The organism is Anabaena sp. WFMT, from assembly GCF_051781005.1.
Lineage (GTDB): Bacteria > Cyanobacteriota > Cyanobacteriia > Cyanobacteriales > Nostocaceae > Anabaena.
The window spans coordinates 79,474-100,337 of sequence record NZ_JBPWOA010000034.1 but is presented as its reverse complement, the minus strand read 5'-3'; the positions used below and the strand labels follow the sequence as shown (position 1 = coordinate 100,337).

Annotated in this window: 23 protein-coding genes; 13 read left to right on the top strand and 10 right to left on the bottom strand. The window is 38.8% G+C overall.

Annotation, left to right across the window (positions count from 1 at the left end; genetic code table 11):
- The first annotated feature begins 50 nt into the window (after positions 1–50).
- Positions 51–557, top strand: coding sequence for a hypothetical protein (locus ACSQ6I_RS22975; RefSeq protein WP_438892575.1), 507 nt, complete (start codon positions 51–53; stop codon positions 555–557).
- Between the two features lie 196 nt (positions 558–753).
- Here the strand turns inward: ACSQ6I_RS22975 and ACSQ6I_RS22970 are convergent, their stop codons facing one another.
- Positions 754–960: a hypothetical protein gene (locus tag ACSQ6I_RS22970; RefSeq protein ID WP_016952965.1), complete on the bottom strand. Its 207-nt coding sequence runs from the start codon at positions 958–960 to the stop codon at positions 754–756.
- A gap of 179 nt (positions 961–1,139) precedes the next feature.
- Positions 1,140–2,558, bottom strand: a complete 1,419-nt coding sequence (locus tag ACSQ6I_RS22965) for a YcjF family protein (RefSeq protein WP_438892574.1) — start codon at positions 2,556–2,558, stop codon at positions 1,140–1,142.
- 153 nt (positions 2,559–2,711) lie between these two features.
- Between ACSQ6I_RS22965 and ACSQ6I_RS22960 the strand changes: the two genes are divergently transcribed.
- Complete coding sequence (locus tag ACSQ6I_RS22960; protein ID WP_438892573.1) at positions 2,712–3,224, top strand: DUF29 family protein; 513 nt, start codon at positions 2,712–2,714, stop codon at positions 3,222–3,224.
- A gap of 44 nt (positions 3,225–3,268) precedes the next feature.
- Complete coding sequence (locus ACSQ6I_RS22955) at positions 3,269–3,559, top strand: hypothetical protein (protein ID WP_438892572.1); 291 nt, start codon at positions 3,269–3,271, stop codon at positions 3,557–3,559.
- Here the strand turns inward: ACSQ6I_RS22955 and ACSQ6I_RS22950 are convergent, their stop codons facing one another.
- From ACSQ6I_RS22950 to ACSQ6I_RS22925, 6 genes are all read right to left on the bottom strand, one after another.
- Positions 3,560–4,003, bottom strand: coding sequence for a group I intron-associated PD-(D/E)XK endonuclease (locus tag ACSQ6I_RS22950; protein ID WP_438892571.1), 444 nt, complete (start codon positions 4,001–4,003; stop codon positions 3,560–3,562). It lies immediately after the preceding gene.
- A 444-nt stretch (positions 4,004–4,447) separates the two neighbouring features.
- Entirely contained in the window at positions 4,448–5,401 is a 954-nt protein-coding gene (locus ACSQ6I_RS22945) for an asparaginase (protein ID WP_438892570.1), read from the bottom strand.
- Between the two features lie 137 nt (positions 5,402–5,538).
- Positions 5,539–6,039 carry a CGLD27 family protein gene (locus ACSQ6I_RS22940; RefSeq protein ID WP_015216033.1) on the bottom strand — a complete coding sequence of 167 codons (501 nt, stop codon included), beginning with the start codon at positions 6,037–6,039 and terminating at the stop codon, positions 5,539–5,541.
- Positions 6,036–6,497, bottom strand: coding sequence for a ribosome silencing factor (rsfS, locus tag ACSQ6I_RS22935; RefSeq protein WP_438892569.1), 462 nt, complete (start codon positions 6,495–6,497; stop codon positions 6,036–6,038). Before rsfS ends, ACSQ6I_RS22940 begins: the two co-directional genes overlap by 4 nt.
- Positions 6,498–6,724: 227 nt before the next feature.
- Complete coding sequence (locus tag ACSQ6I_RS22930; RefSeq protein ID WP_438892568.1) at positions 6,725–7,996, bottom strand: glycosyltransferase family 4 protein; 1,272 nt, start codon at positions 7,994–7,996, stop codon at positions 6,725–6,727.
- A 493-nt stretch (positions 7,997–8,489) separates the two neighbouring features.
- The gene (locus ACSQ6I_RS22925) at positions 8,490–9,539 is read right to left on the bottom strand and encodes an anti-sigma factor antagonist (RefSeq protein ID WP_438892567.1); all 1,050 of its coding nucleotides are present in this window, start codon (positions 9,537–9,539) and stop codon (positions 8,490–8,492) included.
- A gap of 202 nt (positions 9,540–9,741) precedes the next feature.
- Here ACSQ6I_RS22925 and ACSQ6I_RS22920 point away from each other — a divergent pair, with 202 nt between their 5' ends.
- Positions 9,742–10,539 (top strand): 7-carboxy-7-deazaguanine synthase QueE, encoded by a 798-nt coding sequence (locus tag ACSQ6I_RS22920; RefSeq protein WP_438892641.1) that lies wholly within the window; start codon positions 9,742–9,744, stop codon positions 10,537–10,539.
- A gap of 131 nt (positions 10,540–10,670) precedes the next feature.
- On the opposite strand, the gene ACSQ6I_RS22915 is transcribed toward ACSQ6I_RS22920, so the two are convergent.
- Together ACSQ6I_RS22915 and ACSQ6I_RS22910 are read right to left on the bottom strand one after the other, a co-directional pair.
- Positions 10,671–11,315: a DUF3318 domain-containing protein gene (locus ACSQ6I_RS22915; RefSeq protein WP_438892566.1), complete on the bottom strand. Its 645-nt coding sequence runs from the start codon at positions 11,313–11,315 to the stop codon at positions 10,671–10,673.
- Positions 11,316–11,394: 79 nt separating this feature from the next.
- On the bottom strand, positions 11,395–11,952 hold the full coding sequence (locus ACSQ6I_RS22910) for a hypothetical protein (protein ID WP_438892565.1): 558 nt from the start codon (positions 11,950–11,952) through the stop codon (positions 11,395–11,397).
- 753 nt (positions 11,953–12,705) lie between these two features.
- On the opposite strand from ACSQ6I_RS22910, the gene ACSQ6I_RS22905 reads away from it, so the two are divergent.
- The 9 genes from ACSQ6I_RS22905 (at position 12,706) to ACSQ6I_RS22865 (ending at position 20,837) form a co-directional block, all read left to right on the top strand.
- Positions 12,706–13,776 carry an amino acid ABC transporter substrate-binding protein gene (locus tag ACSQ6I_RS22905; RefSeq protein WP_438892564.1) on the top strand — a complete coding sequence of 357 codons (1,071 nt, stop codon included), beginning with the start codon at positions 12,706–12,708 and terminating at the stop codon, positions 13,774–13,776.
- A 54-nt stretch (positions 13,777–13,830) separates the two neighbouring features.
- On the top strand, positions 13,831–14,757 hold the full coding sequence (locus ACSQ6I_RS22900) for an amino acid ABC transporter permease (RefSeq protein ID WP_438892563.1): 927 nt from the start codon (positions 13,831–13,833) through the stop codon (positions 14,755–14,757).
- 165 nt (positions 14,758–14,922) lie between these two features.
- Positions 14,923–15,948, top strand: a complete 1,026-nt coding sequence (locus ACSQ6I_RS22895) for an amino acid ABC transporter permease (protein WP_438892562.1) — start codon at positions 14,923–14,925, stop codon at positions 15,946–15,948.
- 40 nt (positions 15,949–15,988) lie between these two features.
- On the top strand, positions 15,989–16,729 hold the full coding sequence (locus ACSQ6I_RS22890) for an amino acid ABC transporter ATP-binding protein (protein ID WP_438892561.1): 741 nt from the start codon (positions 15,989–15,991) through the stop codon (positions 16,727–16,729).
- 334 nt (positions 16,730–17,063) lie between these two features.
- Positions 17,064–18,224: a phosphotransferase family protein gene (locus ACSQ6I_RS22885; RefSeq protein ID WP_438892560.1), complete on the top strand. Its 1,161-nt coding sequence runs from the start codon at positions 17,064–17,066 to the stop codon at positions 18,222–18,224.
- A 25-nt stretch (positions 18,225–18,249) separates the two neighbouring features.
- The gene (locus ACSQ6I_RS22880; protein ID WP_438892559.1) at positions 18,250–19,359 is read left to right on the top strand and encodes a T3SS effector HopA1 family protein; all 1,110 of its coding nucleotides are present in this window, start codon (positions 18,250–18,252) and stop codon (positions 19,357–19,359) included.
- 600 nt (positions 19,360–19,959) lie between these two features.
- A complete protein-coding gene (locus ACSQ6I_RS22875; protein WP_438892558.1) occupies positions 19,960–20,175 on the top strand; it encodes a hypothetical protein in 216 nt (71 codons plus the stop codon).
- Between the two features lie 40 nt (positions 20,176–20,215).
- Entirely contained in the window at positions 20,216–20,434 is a 219-nt protein-coding gene (locus ACSQ6I_RS22870) for a hypothetical protein (RefSeq protein ID WP_438892557.1), read from the top strand.
- A gap of 139 nt (positions 20,435–20,573) precedes the next feature.
- Complete coding sequence (locus ACSQ6I_RS22865) at positions 20,574–20,837, top strand: hypothetical protein (RefSeq protein ID WP_438892556.1); 264 nt, start codon at positions 20,574–20,576, stop codon at positions 20,835–20,837.
- Positions 20,838–20,864 lie beyond the last annotated feature (27 nt).

The window sequence follows — 20,864 nt, the reverse complement described above, 5'->3', positions numbered from 1 at the left end:
CGTTTAATTAGAGTGTTTAATAACCTGAATTCTAAATATAAGGTGTAAGAATGTTTAATCTACAGAGAATATTCACCGGATTTGTATTAACACTGTTCCAAATAATATACCGGATAAGTAATTTATTTGTCGAGATTAAATATTGTTTCCGCAAACGTGCAGCACTGACAAAATATCAAGAAATTCTCGACTGGGTTAAAACTCAAAATATACCCTTAGATACCAGCGAAGCTTTGAAATTACCTGATCATTTGCTAGGTGTTACTCATGATGACTTAGTTCAAGTCCTCCATACGTCAGAGGATAGATACTATGTAGCAATCATGATTAATTATAGCTTAGGGATAACAGGTACGACACACAGAGTTAAGGGTATATTTGCTTGTGATGTACCCTTAAATCATAGATATTTGACTAAAATTTCTAATGTTTGTCACCGGATAAATATTTTAGGAGAATACCAAAAACCTTACAAAGTCGCTTGGGCGTTTACAAATCTTGAAGTTGATAAGCAATATAATGATTGTCTATTTGCAGTTCATCGTCAGTTAAATTAATTATTTTATAACTTGATAATAGCTTTTCTTGGTCTACAGAGGTACAAAAACATCTGCGTTTATCTGCGGTTAATTCTTTATTCCTGTACCTCGCTTAGATGGAAATCAAAATAATAGATATTTGCGCGAATTCATCCAACAAGATATTATTACTTGATAGGTATCTCTGAAGACAACCTATCGAGTATTGTCTTCATTAATTGCCTTTTTCAGCAAGTGCTTCTAAATGAAAAGCAATATTATTTAGTGCGAACTGAATTTCTGTACTGTGAGGAATACTTCTCCATCTTGGAGTTGTAGCATGATCTAGCGCAGTTGTATCTAAGTATCGTGCAAAAACGATTATTTTTTCTGGATCTGTTGCGGCTGTAGCCAAATTTTCCAAAAATTCTTGAGGTGTCATAGGTTCGCAAATAGTGTAAACATCTGAGAAAATCAGAGATGTTATGAGAATAACTGCTACACCATCATCAATCTGTTCAAAATTGCCGTAAATTTGTCCAATTTGAAAAATAAAACCCGCTTTTTATTTGGGAATAACTCCAGTGAAAGCGGGTTTCAAATTTCTGATTTGGTGCGAAATTATCCGACAACTTCAACTGGCTTCGCTTCCGGTAACAACCGTTTCACACCTTGCTTAACAAAAGCTTCCAAAACAGCCATTTTTTGATTTTGCTGGAATACTGTTTGTAAAACTTGGCGCAATTTTTCCAGGTTCAAACCATTTCCTGTTTCTAAAGCTATTTCTTGCTGTTCAAAATACTCAACTAAGCTTAACCCAGCAACTCTAGTTAAATACGCAGCACTCACTCCTTCTACTATTCCCCCAGCAACGAAAGTAACAGCGTTAGTTTTGAGAATACCAGTAACAGCCCTTGTAGATAATTCTACTAAACCTAATTTCAACATTAAACTTCCCATAGTTCCGGCTACTTGTTGCGCTTGTTCTAAGGAAATTTTTTGCTGATAAATATTACCCAAATCCATTACCATTTGGGCGTTAATCGCCGCAGTTGCTAATATATCTAAGGCGGGAATTGGGTTTGCAAAGGCAGCAGCGGCAGCAATCCACTGATTTTGTTCTATGATGGGTGTAGAGCGATCGCGCCTCACCCCATTTAAACAATCTTTCGCCTCAGCTTTCAGTAACAGCACTTTCCGCAGAGTCGTTGTACAAACTAGCTGCTGTCCTTGCTGCGCTAATATTTCGGTTAACTGCTGCGTTAACTGTTGAATGTCTGGTGCTGGTTGTTCCATCCATTCTTGCACAGTACCATCAGCTTCATGTTTCCGCACTTTCACAGAAACGGGATTTACTGCTGTTGCTACTATATTTCCTTCCATTCGCTGTTTCAATGACTGCAACACTGTCGCACGTTCATCTGGCATATACTGGTCTTGTTTGTTAAAAACCAGCAATGTCGGCTGTTTTGCAGCTTTTAGTTGTTGCAAAACTTGAAATTCTGAGTCTGTCAAATCACCATTTGTCAGGAACAAAACGAAATCAGATTTCTGCACTGCTGACAAAATAGCTACATTGGAATTTTCACCTAGTTCTGTAAACAAAGGTGCTGTTTCTGAAAAATGTAGAGATGTTGTATCTAAAGTCTTGAGAATTTGAATAATTGTACTTTTACCTACTGACTTTCCACCAGTAACAGCAACTTGAATTTCTCGTCTGTCTAACTCTAAGGGTAATTTAGCAAGTTGTTGGCGTAGGCTTTCTAAAGCTGGATGGTTGACTGCTTCTTGTGCAAGTTGGTTGATGACAGCTTCTGTTTGAGCGATCGCACTTTCCACAGATGCCCTATCTACAACCATATCATTTAGCTGTTCACCGGGGCGATTTTTCTGCAATAACCACAAACCCCCACCCACCGCTAAAGCACTCAGGAGTCCGAATTCTCCCACCTGGACTATTGAATCATGCCAAGTGTCTAACATCCACAGGGAAAAGGACAATCCCAGTCCTCCCACCAATATTGGTTTATGTAACTTCACAATTCTGATTCTCCGCGCTTGGATAGCTTTATCTTTCAGAATAGATCAAAACCTGCTTTTTCGAGTGCCACAGGTAAACAGATTTAATTATAAAATACAATTATGTACTGGTTGAATAAATATTCACTTATTTATAACTTGAGGTTAATACCGATGACACAAGAATTGATCGACCTCAGAAATAGTATTACAGAAGGACGTTACACAGATGCTTTGGCAATTGTGGATGAATTAGAAGGAATGAGTAAAAAGGCTATTTTGCGGCAAATTAAATCTTTTTTAAAGATTCTGTTGATACATTTAATCAAGAATCAAATAGAACAGCGATTAACAAATTCTTGGGCTGCTTCTATTCGTTATGCAATCGCAGAGATTCAAGATGTGAATTTAAAAGATAATAAAAAATCTCATTACATCAATCAAGATGAATGGCCAGCTTGGCTTGAGGATGAAGTTACACTAGCAATAGGAGATGCAAGTTTAGAGGTCTTGAATGGGACTTTAAAAAGACAGCAACTTTCACAAATGTTAAATAAACCCCAATTAATATTAAATGCAACTGAGTTATTAGCAATGACATATAATTATACAAATAGAGAATTACCCGACATCATAGATAATTATCTTGCTCAATTACCAGGTGGTGAAGATTGGAACAATGGCTAGAATTGTGAAATAATGCCAACTTAGTAAAATTTCAGGAAATGGATATGAATACAAAATTGGTTGAATCTATAGCCAAAATTATTTTATCTTTATCTAAAGAAGAAAGAAAACTATTAGAATTAAAAATTACAAACTTAGCAATATCTCCGACAATTAACCAATCAAGTCAACAAAATATCTTAGATTTAGAAAATCGTTTAAAACAATTTGAAAAACAATATCAGATGTCATCAAACAGCTTTTATCAGCAATTTAAATCAGGTAAATTAGGAGATGAAATGGACTTTTTTGAGTGGAGTGTCTTCTATGAAATTTGGAATAATGCACAGCAATAATTAACACCCAGCACGAGTCAATGCGTTTATGATTAATTCCCAAGCATTGCGATATTCTGCTGAACGAGGTTTGCGCTGTCTTTTTTCAGCCTCTACAATATGTATTTCACTTCCATAGCTAATGAAAACATCCACAGGGAAAATATAAAACAGATCAAGATTTTCTATATATACTAACGCAAAATCAAAGTCTGACAGCTGATAAACATCTCTAACCATTATCCGTCTATTTGTTTTTGTGCGGCGATTATCTACTACATAATTACCAGAAGGTTCATCAAACCAAGCATATTTGACTTGTATTTTAATCAGAGTTCCTTCAACGTCAAATACTAAATCGTAAGGTAATCTATCACCAACAGGTTTTAAAACTCCCCAACCACGTTTTAAAGCATGAAAAACAGCAGCTTGTTCTGCTATGTCTCCTCTCAGCTTTGTGTCCATTTGCAAAATAAAATCAGCATAAAACAAAACCCTATAACCAATTAAGATTACAGGGTTTGATTTTTTAATTTGGTGGCGGGAAGTGGATTTGAACCACTGACCTTCGGGTTATGCTTACCAACTACAACTTTCGTTGCCTAGTTAAACTAGTTTGTGGTCTGGACTGTCCCTTCACCCTCGTCGTTAACGTTAGGGTGTCTGCCTCCCAGTCTCTACACCTTCTCCATTTCTGGAGCTTGGTTCGGGATTACCGCGCTATTGGCTTCCCCGAGTTTGACAGATAAACACATACAAATTTCTCCGTATGCCGCCCAATACAAGACTAACTGATAAGCGTTTAGTTAATCTTAAGTCTTGAGCCCGACGAGCTACCAGGCTGCTCTATCCCGCGTTGCTTTTGTCTCTCGACTTCCTTAATATAGCGCGAAGTCAAAAGTTTGTCAACTACAAAAGCGATAATTCTCCAATTACTTCCAAACGCTTGTATTTTCCGAGGTTCATAAACTTCTCAGATAGGCTCTGGGCAATGCTGGGAGTAATCCAGCCCATTTGTTGCAGCAGGTGAATGGCTACGGCATATTTTGCCCGTTTGGCGCCATCCATGACTTTAATTGCCAATCCCATGCCTTCACCAAGTCGGCCGATGCACTGCACACCTTCTGCACCAGCTTTGCTGACAAGTTCACTGGGAGCTAGGCGCATCAATTCGGTGTCAAATTCCCCATCTCCAGCCACCATAGTGGGATGATGATTCATGGCGCGGACGACACGCTCCATATCCAAGCTATTGCTAGAGGCAAGCACCGCATATAAAGAAGCCATTTGACTGAGTTGCATCAAATATGTGGGTGCGCCACAGTCATCATGGGCGGTGAGAAATTCTTCTGCTGGCATTCGCAGCAATTCTGCCACTTTGGTGATAATTAACTGCTGGACTGGGTGTTTACGATCCAAGTAGTTGTTTAAAGGCCAATGGCGTTGCTGACAGACGGCTAACATTCCGGCGTGTTTACCGGAGCAGTTGTATTCTAGAGGACTGCGTTTATCTTTAGGAATTGGGCATTGGAGGGCAGATGGATCAAGATCAGCCCGCCAAATAATGTTAAATACCTGCCTCACCTGCTCTAAGGTTCCTTTGTGGGAACTGGTGATGATGGCTAAATCGCGATCGCTCAAATCGTATCGCTCTAGTGTCCCTGTGCTGGCGACAGCCAAGGCTTGAAATGGCTTGAGTGCCGAACGCACAAATGCAGCGGTTTCGGCGTTGCCAGCAACTGACAGAACTCGTCCCCGTTCGTCGCTGACTACAGCCTGGACTATATGCCGAGATTCGATAATACCTTCCCGCAACAACCGGACTTCCAGTGCTGTGGCCTGTGTTCGTTTTCCCATTGTCATGGGTTTATATCTATTTTGTAGGTTGTCAGTTGTCAATTGTCAGAGGGAAAAGGCAATAGGCAATAGACAGTAGTCTATTCTCCCCTGTTCTTTGTTAAGAGTTCCTAATGACTAATGACTAATGACTAATGACTAATTTATAACAAATGCCAAACTATAGTACCAATAAGATACATTAAAGCCAAGGCTGCAAAGGTAATTTGTAAGCGTTGGAGAATGGGTTTAATTTCGTAAGAGACAATCAAGCGATCGCGTGTGATGACTTCCTGGGGTTTTGTCCAGGTTTGTCCGTCGTACCAACCAGATTCTTCATAGAATACTGTGGGACTGTAAAGGCGATCGCGCACATAGAACCAACCCAAGTACAACCGCACCAATACCATCACTACTCCAACGCTCGCTGTGGCCGCGCCACAAAGCACAAAATAAACCATATTCTTTTGTGGAGGAAAGCTGGCCGCAGCTACAGGCCCTGCCAATAGCCACGACCAACTCCAAATCCAAAAAATTTTGCTGGTGTAATCGCGCCACTTGGCAGCGCTATCACGAAACAGCCACGCATTTTTTAACTCTTCGTACTCATTGAGCGGTTGTTGTTCTGTAGGAACTGGGCAATTAGAAACCGAGGATTTCATCATCTGGGCTTATCCTCACCGTCATCGGAGTTTGGTAGCGAAATGCGTTCGGCATGAACCCAGAACGCTTCTAAATTATAAAACTCCCGTTCTTTTGGCATCATGATGTGAACAATCACATCGCCATAGTCTTGTAGCACCCAACTTCCCTCAGCCTTTCCTTCTGTCCTTAGGGGACGACGTTGCAAATCGCTTTCAACTTTGGCTTCAATTGCGGCTGCGATCGCTCTGACTTGTACCCTAGAATAGCCAGTCATCATCACAAAGTAGTCAGACAGGTAAGAAACCTCTGCTACCCTGAGCAGTAAAATCTCGCCAGCTTTGCGTTCTGACCCAGCTTCGGCGATGGTTATAGCTAATTTGCCACTGCCATCATCAGTTTGAGCCATTGATCTGTTCACAGTATTCTTTGTCAGTGGAACAGATTGTAGGGGGAAATTTCCTTGGAAATAATCAGTCATTAAACCTCAGGTGCTTTTTTCCTTTTGTAACAATTTGTCTGATGTACTTACAACAAACTTGCAATTGTGTAAATAGGTTTTTTTGAATACTAACAAAAAAATAGGTGTTTATGGGGCTTGCTTAACAATTAGCAGCACGCTGGATCTAGGCAAAACATAAATTGCTAAGTTCCATCTGTACAAACTTGCTTATCTTGAAATAAATGCATTGATACTCATAAAACCTATTAAGTTTCTGGTTTAGTGACAACTATGGGCTGAATTGCTTTAGGTGCGGCTGTCAATGAGTAACACAATGTTTCATACTGATTTAAAGCTTGCTCAAAGGCATATTGCTCAATAGCGTATTGACGACTGTTGTAACCAAGGGTTTTTACCTTTTCCGGAGTTTGGTACAAGTCTAAAATTGCCGTTGCTAAGGCTTGGGGATCTTCTGGAGGCACAATCACTCCACCACCGCTTTGTTTAATTGCTCTCGCTGCCGTACCATTATCCGGTACAGATCCCACTAAGGCTCTGCCACTGGCAAGTAAAACTTGGATTTTTGATGGCATATTGAAGGAAATCACATTTTTCTTCTGCACTACCAAACCTACATCTGCTGCTGCTAACATTTGCGGCAGATCTTTTCGGGCTTGAAAAGGTAATAATAAAACGTTATCTGCGCCCCAGTCGAGACACTGCTGTTGCAACCGCTGCAAGCCTTTGGCCTCACCGACAACCACGAAAGCAATTTCTGGAATATCACGTAGTTTTGCAGCAGCTTTAATCACTGTCTCTAAGCCTTGTGTTAAGGCAATGTTGCCAGAATATAAAGCCACAAATTTACCATTCAGGTTATGTGTAGCACGGAAAGGGCTATCTTCTCGTGGTAATGGACGGATGAAGTTTACATCAACCCAATTAGGAATTTGGACTATTTTTTCAGCTGCTACATTTTTAGAAAGTAAGTTTTCTACAAACCCATCAGCAATTACACTAATTTTACTGGCAGATGAATAGGCAAATTTTTCTAATGCTGTAAATATTTTAATCAGCAATTTGTTTTTCAGCAGACCGACGTGGATAGCTGCTTCAGGTAATATATCTTGTAAATTTAAGATTACAGGACAACCGCGTAACCATCCTAAAAGTGCAGCAGGTACGCACACTGGCAAAGATGGTGATGTAGTAATAATTACATCCGGTCGCCAGCCCATGATAGCCGGTAAAAAACTGGTAATCACAAAACTAGCATCTAGCATCACTCGATCTAACAGGTTTGGTTGGGGACGAATCCAAACATAACTACGTTGGATATCCACTCCTTCCTTTTGTTCGTTTAAATACAATTTACCCCGATAGTCTGGATAAATTTGACGTTCCGGGTAATTGGGCATAGCTGTAACTACGCGTACTTGATGTCCACGTTTGACCAGTCCCTCTGCTAATTCAGTCATTAGGGGGGCTATACCAATAGGCTCTGGGTGGTAATTGTAGGAGTAAATTAAAATCCGCATAAAAAATTAGCCGGAGTTTCCTGGTTTTTTGTTGAACGACAATCAGTATTTGTTTTTAAAGTCACTGTGGAGCATAGAGACACCTGTATAAATTTATTATCTCTTTATACATATTATTTGCCAGTAAATTTTCGTTGAAGATTATGTAAATTTTGATATTAGCTTCTTAAAGAAGATGTAGTTTTTGATGCAAATGTTCCATGAAGTCTATTTGAGACTTTGTATTTTTGAGCTTTTACAACCTATAAAAATGTAGTTATTAATACTTTTAAAATTTTTTTATGGAAAAAATGTATTTGCTGTGTACCTAATATTCTCGCTCTGGTGTACTTTTTGTCAACTACAGCAGAATTCAAGAGTCAGAATTTCCTCTCTCCATCAATAACAGCTAAATTTACCCAGAACCGCTTTGGGCTTGGGTAAATTCAGAAATTAAATTTGGTAGTTTTAGCAGTAGATTACATATCAAAAAAAATTCAGTTTGCGGGTTTGGCTAAACAGCCCCACTGTTTTTGTTAAACAATATGGCTATAGTTTTGAAAATCAGCCTTAAATCGTAAACGAAAGTCCAATTTTTTTGATACTGTAAATCCAGGCGAATGACATCCTCAAAACTGCGTACTGTCGAGCGTCCGTTGACTTGCCATTCGCCGGTCATTCCTGGTTTGACATCAAAACGTTGCCACTCTGGGACTTCGTAGCGTTCTACTTCATCTGGGGTAGGTGGTCTGGTACCGACTAAGCTCATTTCACCTTTGAGGACGTTCCAGAATTGTGGTAATTCATCTAGACTTGTGCGGCGCAAAAAGCGACCTACGCGAGTAATGCGGGGATCGTTATCATTTTTAAAGAAAGCGCCTTCTACTTGATTTTTGACTTGATCTTTCTTAGCTTCGGCATCCACGCACATTGAGCGGAATTTCCAAATATCAAAACGCTTCCCCATCCAACCGCAACGGATTTGACGGAAGAAAATGGGGCCGGGATCATTGACTTGAATTGCGATCGCAATGGGAATGAATAAAACCGCTGTAATTACTAAACCTGTCAATGATCCCACTATGTCAATCAGTCTTTTCATCCAAGAAGTGACAGAAGGATGAGTCTGAGGTAGCGGATCTACTTTCCGAGCAACGTCTTTCCGACTATCTCCAGGGTGACTAGATTCTATTGGTTTGCTGCTGTTCACAGACTCAATAGAAAATACCTGATCTAATCCTGTCAGATTCAGCACTGCCATCACTTGGGGGGTTACATTACGAAGTACGAATGAAATCCCTTGTTCTTGGGCATATTTATAATTACTTACCAAAGCCCCTAAACCGCTACTATCCATAAAAATAGTATTTTGGAAGTCGAGGACAACTTGCTGGGGATGGGAATCAGCTTGCATTAAGTTTCGGCAGGTTTGCTTTAAGCTGACAGCCTCAAGCACGCTCAAACGCATCGACATTTGCACGATTGCTGTGTCTTGAAGGTAAGTAACTGGGAAATCTGCCTCTGTGGGTTGGCTACTCATGAAGCTATGCACTTTAGTTGCCATCTAAATCTAATCTGCCAAACATAAATTTTGTCCTAGAAAATTAATTAACCTAATTTTGAAAAAGTAGGATTAAGGACAAGTGGCTAGTTTTTAGCGGAGAGCTTAGAAATCGCGTGCTAGAGTTCACAATAGAACAAGAAGCTAAAAACATACTTGCTGCTGTGACGACTAGGTGCGATTTCGCACTGCTATCTATCATCTCATGATTGCTAAAACTATAGTCAAACCTACCGCACGCCTGGTTGAAGTTTTCTCTGCTATTCAAGGGGAAGGACTGAATGTCGGGACACGTCAGATTTTTATTCGCTTTGGTCTTTGTGACTTGCGTTGTCACTTCTGCGATAGCGCCCAGACATGGGATGCACCTTCTGTATGTAAGATAGAGCGTTCACCTGGATTAAGAGACTTTGAAATGCACTCTAATCCTGTTCCCTTGCCCATTTTGCTCCAATGGGTGGAAAGGCAAAACTTGCCTTCTTTACACGATAGCATCAGCTTAACGGGAGGCGAACCACTTCTTCATGCCCCTTTTTTAGAACAATTTCTCCCGGAAGTGCGATCGCTCACCAATTTACCCATATACCTGGAAACTGGAGGGCATAGGCCAGAACAATTAGCCATGATTCTCCCCTATCTTGATTCTGTGGGTATGGATTTAAAACTGCCCAGTGTTAGTGGCGAAACTCATTGGACAGAACACGAAAAATTTCTCCAACTCTGCTTTGATGCAAATTTAGAGGTTTTTGTCAAGATAATTGTCTCTCAAAGGACAGATCCTGGCGAATTGAAACGTTCTGGGATGTTAGTCGGGGGAGTACATCAGGATATCCCTATATTTCTGCAACCTGTTACACCTTTGGCAGATTCTGAACAATTCAGTCAAGTACCAGTTTTGGCACCTTCCCCAGACCAGGTTTTAGAATGGCAAGCTTTGATGAAGCAATTTGTTAAACAAGTGCGGGTGATCCCCCAAACTCACAAAATGCTGAAGCAGATGTAGGAGGCAGGAGGCAGGCTTGCCCTGAGCGGAGTCGAAGGGGAGCAGGGAGAGAAAATTCTTACTCAATACTCAATACTCAATACTCAATACTCGGTACTCGGTACTCGGTACTCGGTACTCAGCACTTAGTCTTACATTCCGCCTTCATCCATAGTTTTAGATTTGGCTTTGGCTTTGTTGGCGCTGCGTTTGAGGGCGGAAAGTCTGGCTTCGTAGCGAGAACGCTGGCGCTTGTTGGGAGTGTTTTCAACTAAAGTTTTTAAGGCGCTACCTAAACTCTTGTAGGCGTTGGGGAGACTATATCCAAAGCGAGTTGCCAGTGCGATCGCTTTCTCGTCTGCATCGAGTATTTCTTTAATTTGCTTATCCCCATTATTTTTTTGATATAGTCGCCAACCGGATACGCCACAAAGTGCTAAAGCTAAAACTAGCAGTAATCCATCCTGCACCCATAATTCACCGACAGCACCACCTAAACCAATTGCCAATGCTGCCATTTCCCAACCATCTTTGGGAATTGTGTCATTTTGAACACGAGCAACTTCGTGCCAGAACAGCAGATTACGCTGATCCATTGCTAAAGCATCCCATTTCACCAAGTCAATTTGAATTTCTACCTGGTCTTTCCCAATTTCTTCGCAACGAACCAGGGGTGGATTGACCTCAGTTGTGCCTTCAACCGTTACCCAACTTTGCAATTCTGGTGGTAGTAAGCTTTTCAAGCGCCGGAGTTCACTCATTTCCGCTTTGGCAGAGGAAGTTGTATAGGATGTCATAAAAATCCAACCTTAAAAATTTCAGTATTATAGTGAGGGTATCACTTTGGAGTATAGCTATTTTCAGTGATTATCCGCTTCACTCATTTGGAAAACTGCCCCGCTTTTTCCGAGCTGCCATAGCCTTTTCCAGCAGATCAAGTAGTCCTGGGGCTTCTTCCTGAATACTAAGTAACAGTCTTTCTCCAAGTTCTATATTACCAGGATCTTCACCGGTTGCCATCACCTGTTGGAGTCGGGGTAAGGCGATATTATCCACAACCTGAATTAATCCACTGAGACAACGGTTAAATTGTTTTTCTGTCAGAATTGAGTCTTCTAGGGGAAACTCAATAATGGCGCGGATTTCGCCATCGGATGGATCGTACTCCCATTGCAGCATTTTGGTTTCCCAAGAAATGGCCAGCATTGTCTGGAGAATAGATGCTTTGTGAGGATGCTCTTTCACTCCGGCTAGAACTTGAGGCGCAAAGACTCGGAAAAATTTTCCCTCCTCATCTAACTGAACAACAATCAGAAAGTCTTCTAAGTTATCAGCTTCTACACCTGTAATAATTCTGTCTTCATCATCATCACAACGGTATTCCCAGCCAAGATTGTCTAAATAATTGGCTATCTGTTTCAGATTAGCTCCCATAAAAGCCTCATAAGGAACGGTGGAGCGGCTGTTACCAGACCTAGTTTAACCTGCTATGGGTCTTGATTTAGATTGGTGCAGCTTCTTTTTTTTGATCGTGTAGAATTTATTCAGATTCCACAAAAAGAGCTAAAAAAGTGAAAATGAGTACCGAATTTCTGGTAAGCTCATGTTTGAGATTGGTTAATTAATAATGGTGCATTAACCAATCTCAATAGCTAAAATATATCACTTTATTTGCTTATTATTTTTATTCAATACAATAAATTCCTCGTTTTTATCTTCATATCTTGACAGGATTTCTGGATATCAAAGAATTTTGAATAAGAATTCAGAAGTTAGAATACATCCGTCAGAATGCAATCAGTGGAGGATACCCTGCGGGAAGGAAGCTACAGACCCGCCAATGATTGTTCGCCCTTGGCGTTCCCGAAGGGTAGACCACTAAATTTTCAATTTGGTGGGGATTTTAAACCCGTTTATTCATGCGCCAGTCGGAAAAAATTCATTCTGAATTCTGACTTCTGACTCCTGAATTCTGTTCGATAAATAATCGGACAAGGTTTTGCTTTCAAGATTCTAAAATCTAAATTGTTAGCGACATATATCAATAGCAAAGCATTCCAAATTGTCGTGAATAAATATTATTATCTATTGCTAGTATAAAAATGATTATTTGTACTATTATGAGAATAATTTATACGTTATTGCTCAATACATTCAGCTTGAATACCTTGAATATCTGGAAAATTTATGCGTAAATCGGCTTTCATATTAGCGATCGCTCCTTTTTTAATTTTCGCCCTCGGTGCTTGTGGTGGTGAGTCAGGCACAACAGGCAATACAGCCAATAATCCAGGAACGCAGGTGACTCGGAATATTGGAAATACAGTTAAAAGCCGTAGCAAGCTAATTTGTGGTGTTAGTGGTGAATTACCAGGATTCAGCTTTGTGGGAACTGACGGTAAATATAGCGGTATTGACGTAGATATTTGTCGTGCTGTGGCAGCAGCTTTGTTTGATAATCCAGATGCGGTAGAATTTCGCAACCTGAACGCTAAAGAAAGATTTACAGCCTTGCAAACTGGGGAAATAGATGTCCTCAGCCGCAATACTAGCTGGACACTCAGCCGTGATACTTCAGTTGGTTTGGATTTTGCGCCTGTAGTATTTTTCGATGGTCAAGCGATTATGGTTCGCAAAAATAGCGGGATCAAGTCCCTAGCAGACCTGAAAAACAAAGCGATTTGCGCTCAAACTGGTACAACTACCGAACAGAATCTGGCTGATCAAATGCGGAAACGGGGTATTACCTACAAACCTGTTGTTTTTGAAGACGTTAATATTACCTTTGCAACTTATGCCGAAGGACGCTGTGATGGTGTGACGGCTGATCGTTCGGCTTTGGTTTCTCGACGCACGACTTTACCCAAACCGGAAGATAATGTAATTCTCGATGAGTTACTTTCCTCAGAACCTCTCGCCCCAGCAGTCGCTAAAGGTGATACTCAATGGAGTGATGTAGTTAAATGGGCGGTTTATTCCCTCATTAAAGCTGATGAATTGGGGATTAATTCTCAGAATGTAGCTCAATTTGCTACCAGTAATGATCCAGAAATCAAGCGTTTTTTAGGAACAGAAGGCAACTTGGGTGAAGGACTTGGCTTAACAAATGACTTCGCAGCGAAGATAGTCAAACACGTCGGTAACTACAGTGAAATTTACGATCGCAATCTGGGTACACAAACAAAGCTTAATCTCCCCCGTGGTCAAAATCAACTTTGGACAAAAGGGGGTTTACTCTATTCTCCCCCATTCCGGTAATCGGGACTGGAGGCAGGGGAGCAGGCTTGCCCTGAGCGTAGTCGAAGGGGAGCAATGACTAATACAAAACCACCGATATGGCGTGATTACCGCTTTTGGCAAATTGCAGCGCAATGTATAGCTGTAATTTTAGCGATCGCAATAGTTGCTATTTTGGGGATGAATCTCAACCGGAATTTACAGCAATTAGGTATTAAATTCGGTTTTAATTTTCTTCAGCAACAGGCATCTTTTGATATTGGCGAAACTCCTCTTAGTTATAAACCTACTGATACCTATACCCGTGCTTTATGGATAGGTTTAATCAACTCTTTGCGGGTAGCAGTGGTGGGAATTTTGCTGACAACAATTGTAGGGATAACAGCGGGAATCGCTCGCTTGTCTGATAATTGGTTAGTGAAAAATATCAGTATAGTTTACGTAGAGATTTTTCGGAATACCCCATTATTACTGCAATTGCTCTTTTGGTACTTTGCTGTTTTCCTTGGTTTTCCTAAAGCAGAAAATAAATTTTCGGTCTGGGGGTTAGTTTACCTAAGTCAAAATGGGGTAGAACTTCCTGGATTTAGCTTTTCTCCAGAATTTTCAACTTTGCTGCTGGGATTAACGTTTTACACAGGTGCGTTTATCGCCGAAATTGTCAGAGGTGGGATTCAATCAGTAGCTAAGGGACAATGGGAAGCAGGACGGTCTTTAGGACTAAAACCCGGTTTAGTCATGCGGTTGGTGGTTATTCCCCAAGCCTTGCGGGTAATCATTCCCCCACTTACCAGCCAGTATTTGAATTTAACAAAAAATTCTAGTTTAGCGATCGCTATCGGCTATCCTGATATTTATTTTGTTGCTTCTACCACATTTAACCAAACCGGCAAAGCCGTAGAAGTGATGTTATTAATTATGCTTACCTATCTCACCCTCAGCTTAATCATCTCCTTCATGATGAATTTGTTAAATCGTTCTGTGCAAATCAAAGAAAGATAACAATTAAGAATTCAGGAATCAGGAGTCAGAATGTTTGTTAAATCAAAAATATAGAAAAGCGAGTTTTTTAGGAAATTATCAAGCTCAACTCAAAAACCCTGATTCATACTGAATTTTGTTTTCTGAATCCTGACGATAAATAAAGATAAACAACAAATTTTTCCAATGACTCAACTTACTTGGTTACGCCAAAATTTATTTAGTAACTGGTATAACAGCTTATTAACAATTTTCTGTTCAGTATTGATATTTAGGCTAATTCAAAGCTTCCTATTTTGGGTAATTACTCAAGCACAATGGCGAGTTATTCAAGCTAACTTACCCTTATTTTTAGTTGGTAGATTTCCTCAAAGCTTATATTGGCGACTTTGGATAGTTCTAGGAATCATTATAGCTTTAAGCGGGATTACTTGGAGTGTATTTACTAAAAAGCAAAATATCATAAAACGCAAATTTTCTAAATTTATTATTCCTGCTCTTGCACCAACATGGTTATTATCTTTCCCTCTAATTCTCTGGCTCATAGGAGGAGGATTAGGCTTACAATCTGTATCTACAAATTTGTGGAACGGTTTGCTGCTGACCCTATTAATGGCAGTAATTAGTATTGTCCTTTCCTTTCCCCTTGGGGTTTTGTTAGCATTAGGACGCACAAGTAAATTATTTATAATTCGTTGGTTTTCTATTCTCTATATTGAAATAGTCAGAGGATTACCACTCATAGGAATTTTATTTATTGCTCAAGTCATGTTACCCTTATTTTTACCAACAGATTTACGTTTAGATCGCTTAATCAGAGGAATAGCTGGACTCGTGCTATTTAGTGCCGCTTATATGGCCGAAAATGTGCGTGGTGGACTGCAATCAATACCCAGAGGACAAACCGAAGCAGCAAAAGCACTAGGATTTAATACACCTTTAGTATTAATATTAATTATCTTACCTCAAGCCTTGCGTGCTGTTATTCCCGCAATTGTCGGACAGTTTATTGGCTTATTTAAAGATACTTCACTTTTATCTTTAGTGGGATTAGTCGAACTAACCGGAATTGCTCGCTCTATTTTGGCACAACCGCAGTTTTTGGGGAGATATGCGGAAGTATATATATTTATTGGCTTAATTTATTGGGTGTTTTGTTACTCAATGTCTTTAGCTTCTCGACGCTTAGAAAAACAGTTAACTAATTCGTAATTCGTAATTTAAAAAACTTATTAAGTTGAGGTTGAAATTTATGGAAGAACAAACACCGATTATTATTGCTGAAGATGTTCACAAATGGTATGGTAAATTCCACGTTCTTCAAGGAGTGAGTTTAACAATCAATCGGGGTGAAGTTGTTGTTTTAATGGGTCCTTCTGGTTCAGGTAAATCAACTTTTATCCGTACATTTAACGCCTTAGAAGAATATCAACAGGGAAATATTAGTATTGATGGAATTACTCTCAGCCGTGATTTGCGAAATATTGAAAAAATTCGTAAAGAAACGGGAATGGTATTTCAGCAGTTTAATTTATTTCCCCATTTAACAGTTTTAAAAAATATCACCTTAGCACCAATTTGGGTGCGGAAATTACCAAAAGCTAAAGCCGAAGAATTAGCAATGCAACTTTTAGAAAGAGTGGGAATTTTAGCACAAGCAAATAAATATCCAGGACAGTTATCTGGTGGACAACAGCAACGGGTAGCCATAGCGCGTGCGTTAGCTATGCAACCTAAAATCATGCTATTTGATGAACCGACTTCAGCATTAGATCCAGAAATGGTGAGAGAAGTATTAGATGTGATGAGAAATCTTGCTAGTGAGGGAATGACAATGGTGGTAGTGACTCACGAAGTGGGATTTGCGCGGGAAGTTGCAGATAGAGTAATTCTCATGGATAGTGGTTCTTTAGTTGAAGAAGCGACTCCTGATATATTTTTTACTGAACCGAAGGAAGAAAGAACACGGAAGTTTTTATCACAAATTCTTTAGTTAAGAAAATTAGTCAAAGTTATTTATATCTGCCATTATTTATGCTACTTTTTGAAGTGCGGAATGTGGGTTAAAATTGTATCTAACTGATCTGCAAACCACTATATTAGTAACTAGAGTTGGCGGATGTTAGTCAGCCAATTTTGATAAATTCAGAAAATATCATAGTAATTTCTAGAATTAAGCGATGTGACTTACGGTTTTATTTGTGTCAATAGTAAAATAATTATGTCCCTAAAAATTAGGTTGTAGTAGTTGCTTTGGTTGCTGTTAAATGTCAATCTATATTTTAGTCTCAATGCCAATGTATTAAGAGTTTCAATATTATTGACGTATGACATTTATTTTAAATTCACATAATGTTTTTGATTATTTAGTAGCACAGAGTTTATTTAATGAATCTGAGCAACCTCCAAGTCATATAGAACCACTGACAGCCAAGAATTTTAATTTATTACTGACTTTTGCCGATGGTCATAAGCTGTTAGTTAAGCAAGAACGACACAATCAGGAAGGAAAAGCGGCTGGTGAATTTTTGGGTGAGTGGCGAATTCAAGAGTTCTTACAAAAATTTCCCGACCTTGATAACTATCGGCTGTTTCTACCAGAAGTGCTGCATTTTGACCCAGAGAATGCCATTATTGTCTTTAGATATTTGGATGATTATCGAGATTTAATGGATTTCTATACAAAGGAACAGAATTTTCCTGTAGAAATCGCTACGCAACTTGGTACTATTTTAGGGAATATTCATCGTGATACTTTCAACCATCAAGAATACCAGGATTTCTTCTCTCACAGTTCCGATAATTTAATTCCTGACCAAATATCGCGGATGATTCAGGGATTGGAACGGGTTGAACCAGAAATTTTCGGTCTAGTGCCTGATGATGGATTAAAGTTTTTTGCCTTATATCAACGTTATGATAGCTTGGGGCAAGCGATCGCACAATTGGGTAAATCTGTAACACCTGCTTGTCTCACCCACAAAGATTTGAAGCTAAATAATATCCTTCTGCACAAAGATTGGCAGCATTCTCGCCATAATATTGTCCGACTAATTGACTGGGAACGTTCTGCTTGGGGAGACCCCGCTTTTGATTTAGGGACAATTATCAGCAGCTATGTACAAATCTGGCTAAGTAGCTTAGTTATCAGTAATTCCCTCGGTATTGAAGAATCTCTGCGCTTGGCAATAATACCTTTAGAACTACTTCAACCTTCTATTGGTGCATTAACTCAAGCTTATTTCCACGCCTTTCCAGAAATTATCAAAAATCGTCCTGATTTCTTACCGCGAGTAGTTCAATTTACTGGTTTTGTTTTGATTCAACAAATTCAAGCAATGATTCAATATCAAAAATCTTTTGGTAATACTGGCATTGCTATGCTTCAAGTTGCTAAATCATTATTATGTCGTCCTGAACAGTCAATACCAACTATTTTTGGTACTGTTGCTGCTGAATTAATTCGCCTTAGTTCTGCTATTGTTTAATTCATTTTATTGCTACTAAATTATTATGCAATTATTAAATTCTCATCCACGACAGTCAACAGCTACTTTAAATGGGCAGTTACTAGATATACTCCAAGATATTGTTACTAAAATTGAAATTAAATCTAATTTCTCAATTCGCCATTCAGATTATAAACCCTTAGAATTACCAATTGAGGCAGTTGAGCGGTTTCAGAAAATGCCAGCAGAAATGCAGCAGAAATATTTGAGTTTGCAACTGCGGAGTTTTCTTTATGGTATCTATTATAACGGTTCTATGCGAAGTGCCTTAGCAATGGATAGAGAAGAAAATACTTTTCCTCTAGATTTGGAAAATAATACTTTTCTAGGAATAGATATGGGATTTTATGAGCAATTACATGATAGTAATTGTGGAGAAGGCTATTTTGACTCTGGTTGGTCTGTGATTAGAGAAGAAACTGATGGTAGTTTAGCAGTAAATAAGGGTGGTTTGAGACTACATATTCAACGGGATAAACATCTTAAAACTACTGAAAAAGCTGCTGTATTGGGTGATATAGTAGCAATTCGGATGCCCAAAAATCGAGTACAAAATGGTTTTTATATGGCAGTTAGTAATCAGGGTTTTAGTCATCTTGAAAATGCCAAAAATAACTCTGTAACTGTACGTATATATTTCAATTTAACTCCTGAAGGTACTAGTGCAGTAATGAGGAGTCTGACAAAGAGATTGAATGAGTTAGCAATTTCTTTTAGCTTCAAAGTTTTGTATAACCCCAAAGACTACGGAAGGTACGATTCAGGAGTCTTATATTTTGATAAAAATGATTATGAAGTAGTTAAGGAAGTTTTACAGGTTGTATATAGTGAAAATAAATTGCATTTTCAAACAGAAGTTCCCTTATTTACTATGCAGCTTGCACCAGGATTAGGGTTAGCAGAAGAACCAGACCAAAAGTTTGTCGCTCAGGAAAGTTTTGGCATGAATCGCTGTCAAATTGTTGCTAATGGTTTGCTGGAAGCTTGGTATCAAGGTGATAATTCTCCAGAGGTGAAGATGCAGTTTATTTTAGGGCATTTTTCTCTTTTAGGAATTGATGTGCAGCGTACCTATTTGAATGCTAATTCTGAAGATATTTATGCCCCCTTATAAATTATCTGTCTAAGAGGATGTTTGAAAAGTATCAGAATTGATTGAGATCCCCCCAACCCCCTTTTTTAAGGGGGGCTAAATTTCTTAAAGTCCCCCTTTTTAAGGGGGATTTAGGGGGATCTACAAGTGTTACATACCACACGACAAAGTTTTCTAACATCCTCTAAAACAGGACTTATAGCAAATTGATCTGAAGTTGCATAGAATAAGATATCAAGAATAATTGACCGCAGATAAACGCAGATAAACACAGATAAGAATGGATAATTCAATTGATGTCATTATTATATGCAGCTTCACATAAAATTGGTATTACGCAACTGGCATATTAGTAAGGTGTGTCAATTAATTTTGCGAAATAAATTACATAATTAGACAACCAAAATAGTCGTTTTATAATAATTCTTTTTACTGATTTTTTGGTTAGTGAATTAAATTAAAGATTTCAATTTAATGGGACATAAATAATTTATTTAAGGTCATTTTAAATAATCTCTACCTATTGATTAGCCTGAGAAAATAACTAATAATTAATACTTGAAAGACATGAGTAAATAAAAGCTCAGTCTGAAGTTTAAATTCACTTTAAGGATTAAAACAATGGCTGTTATTAGCATTTCCAATTTGAGTGTTGCTGGTTCTGATTTGTTTATGGATTCTGAAAGTTTCATGAATGACTTAACTGAGCAAGAATTGACTGGTACTAATGGTGGATTATCACCCGTTATTATTTACACAGTAGCTGTAAATAGCTGGTGGTTTGTTGGTGGTGGTGTTCTAAGTGCTGCTAGTGCGATCGCTGAAGCAGTTAAATAATTAATCAACTTAAACACATAGTAAATTTAGGAGCTAAATCATGTCTGCAATTTCTATCCGTGACTTAAATCCAGCTGGCGCTGATCTACTTTTTGATAACGAAACTTACTTGAACGAATTAACTGATTCTGAGTTAGACTTTACTCAAGGTGGAGCTTCTCCAGCTGTTGTCACAGCTGTTCTAGCTGTTAGTATGACTGCGGCTGCAACTTATGCAATTACTAAAGCTGGTGTGAATCTATTTCAAGCAATTTTCTAGTCCTGAAAATAATTAAGTAATAAATGAGAACTATGTGACAGTTGTTTATCACTGTCACAATTTCTCAAAATTAAATTCAACCATAATTGATTGACATTTTGTTTTTCAACTAGCATTACCAAAACCGGAGAATAACATTATGAGTATTGGAGTTGCTTTAGCTATATTTAGTATCATGGTGGGAATTCCTTTTATTTTTTATGCTGATTATGCAGGAGCAATTTCTTTTATATCTCTTGGTATATCTCTAGCATTAATGGAAAATATTGGTAATTATAATTTAATAAACTGGAATGTGTCAGGAATACCCTTAATAAAAGTGATTTTTGCTTGGCTGACACTTTTAATTTTTATCGTTCTATTTTCCTATAAAGCATTTAGAGATCACTCACATCATTCTTAATATGTATAGCGAAAGAGGTTAATATAA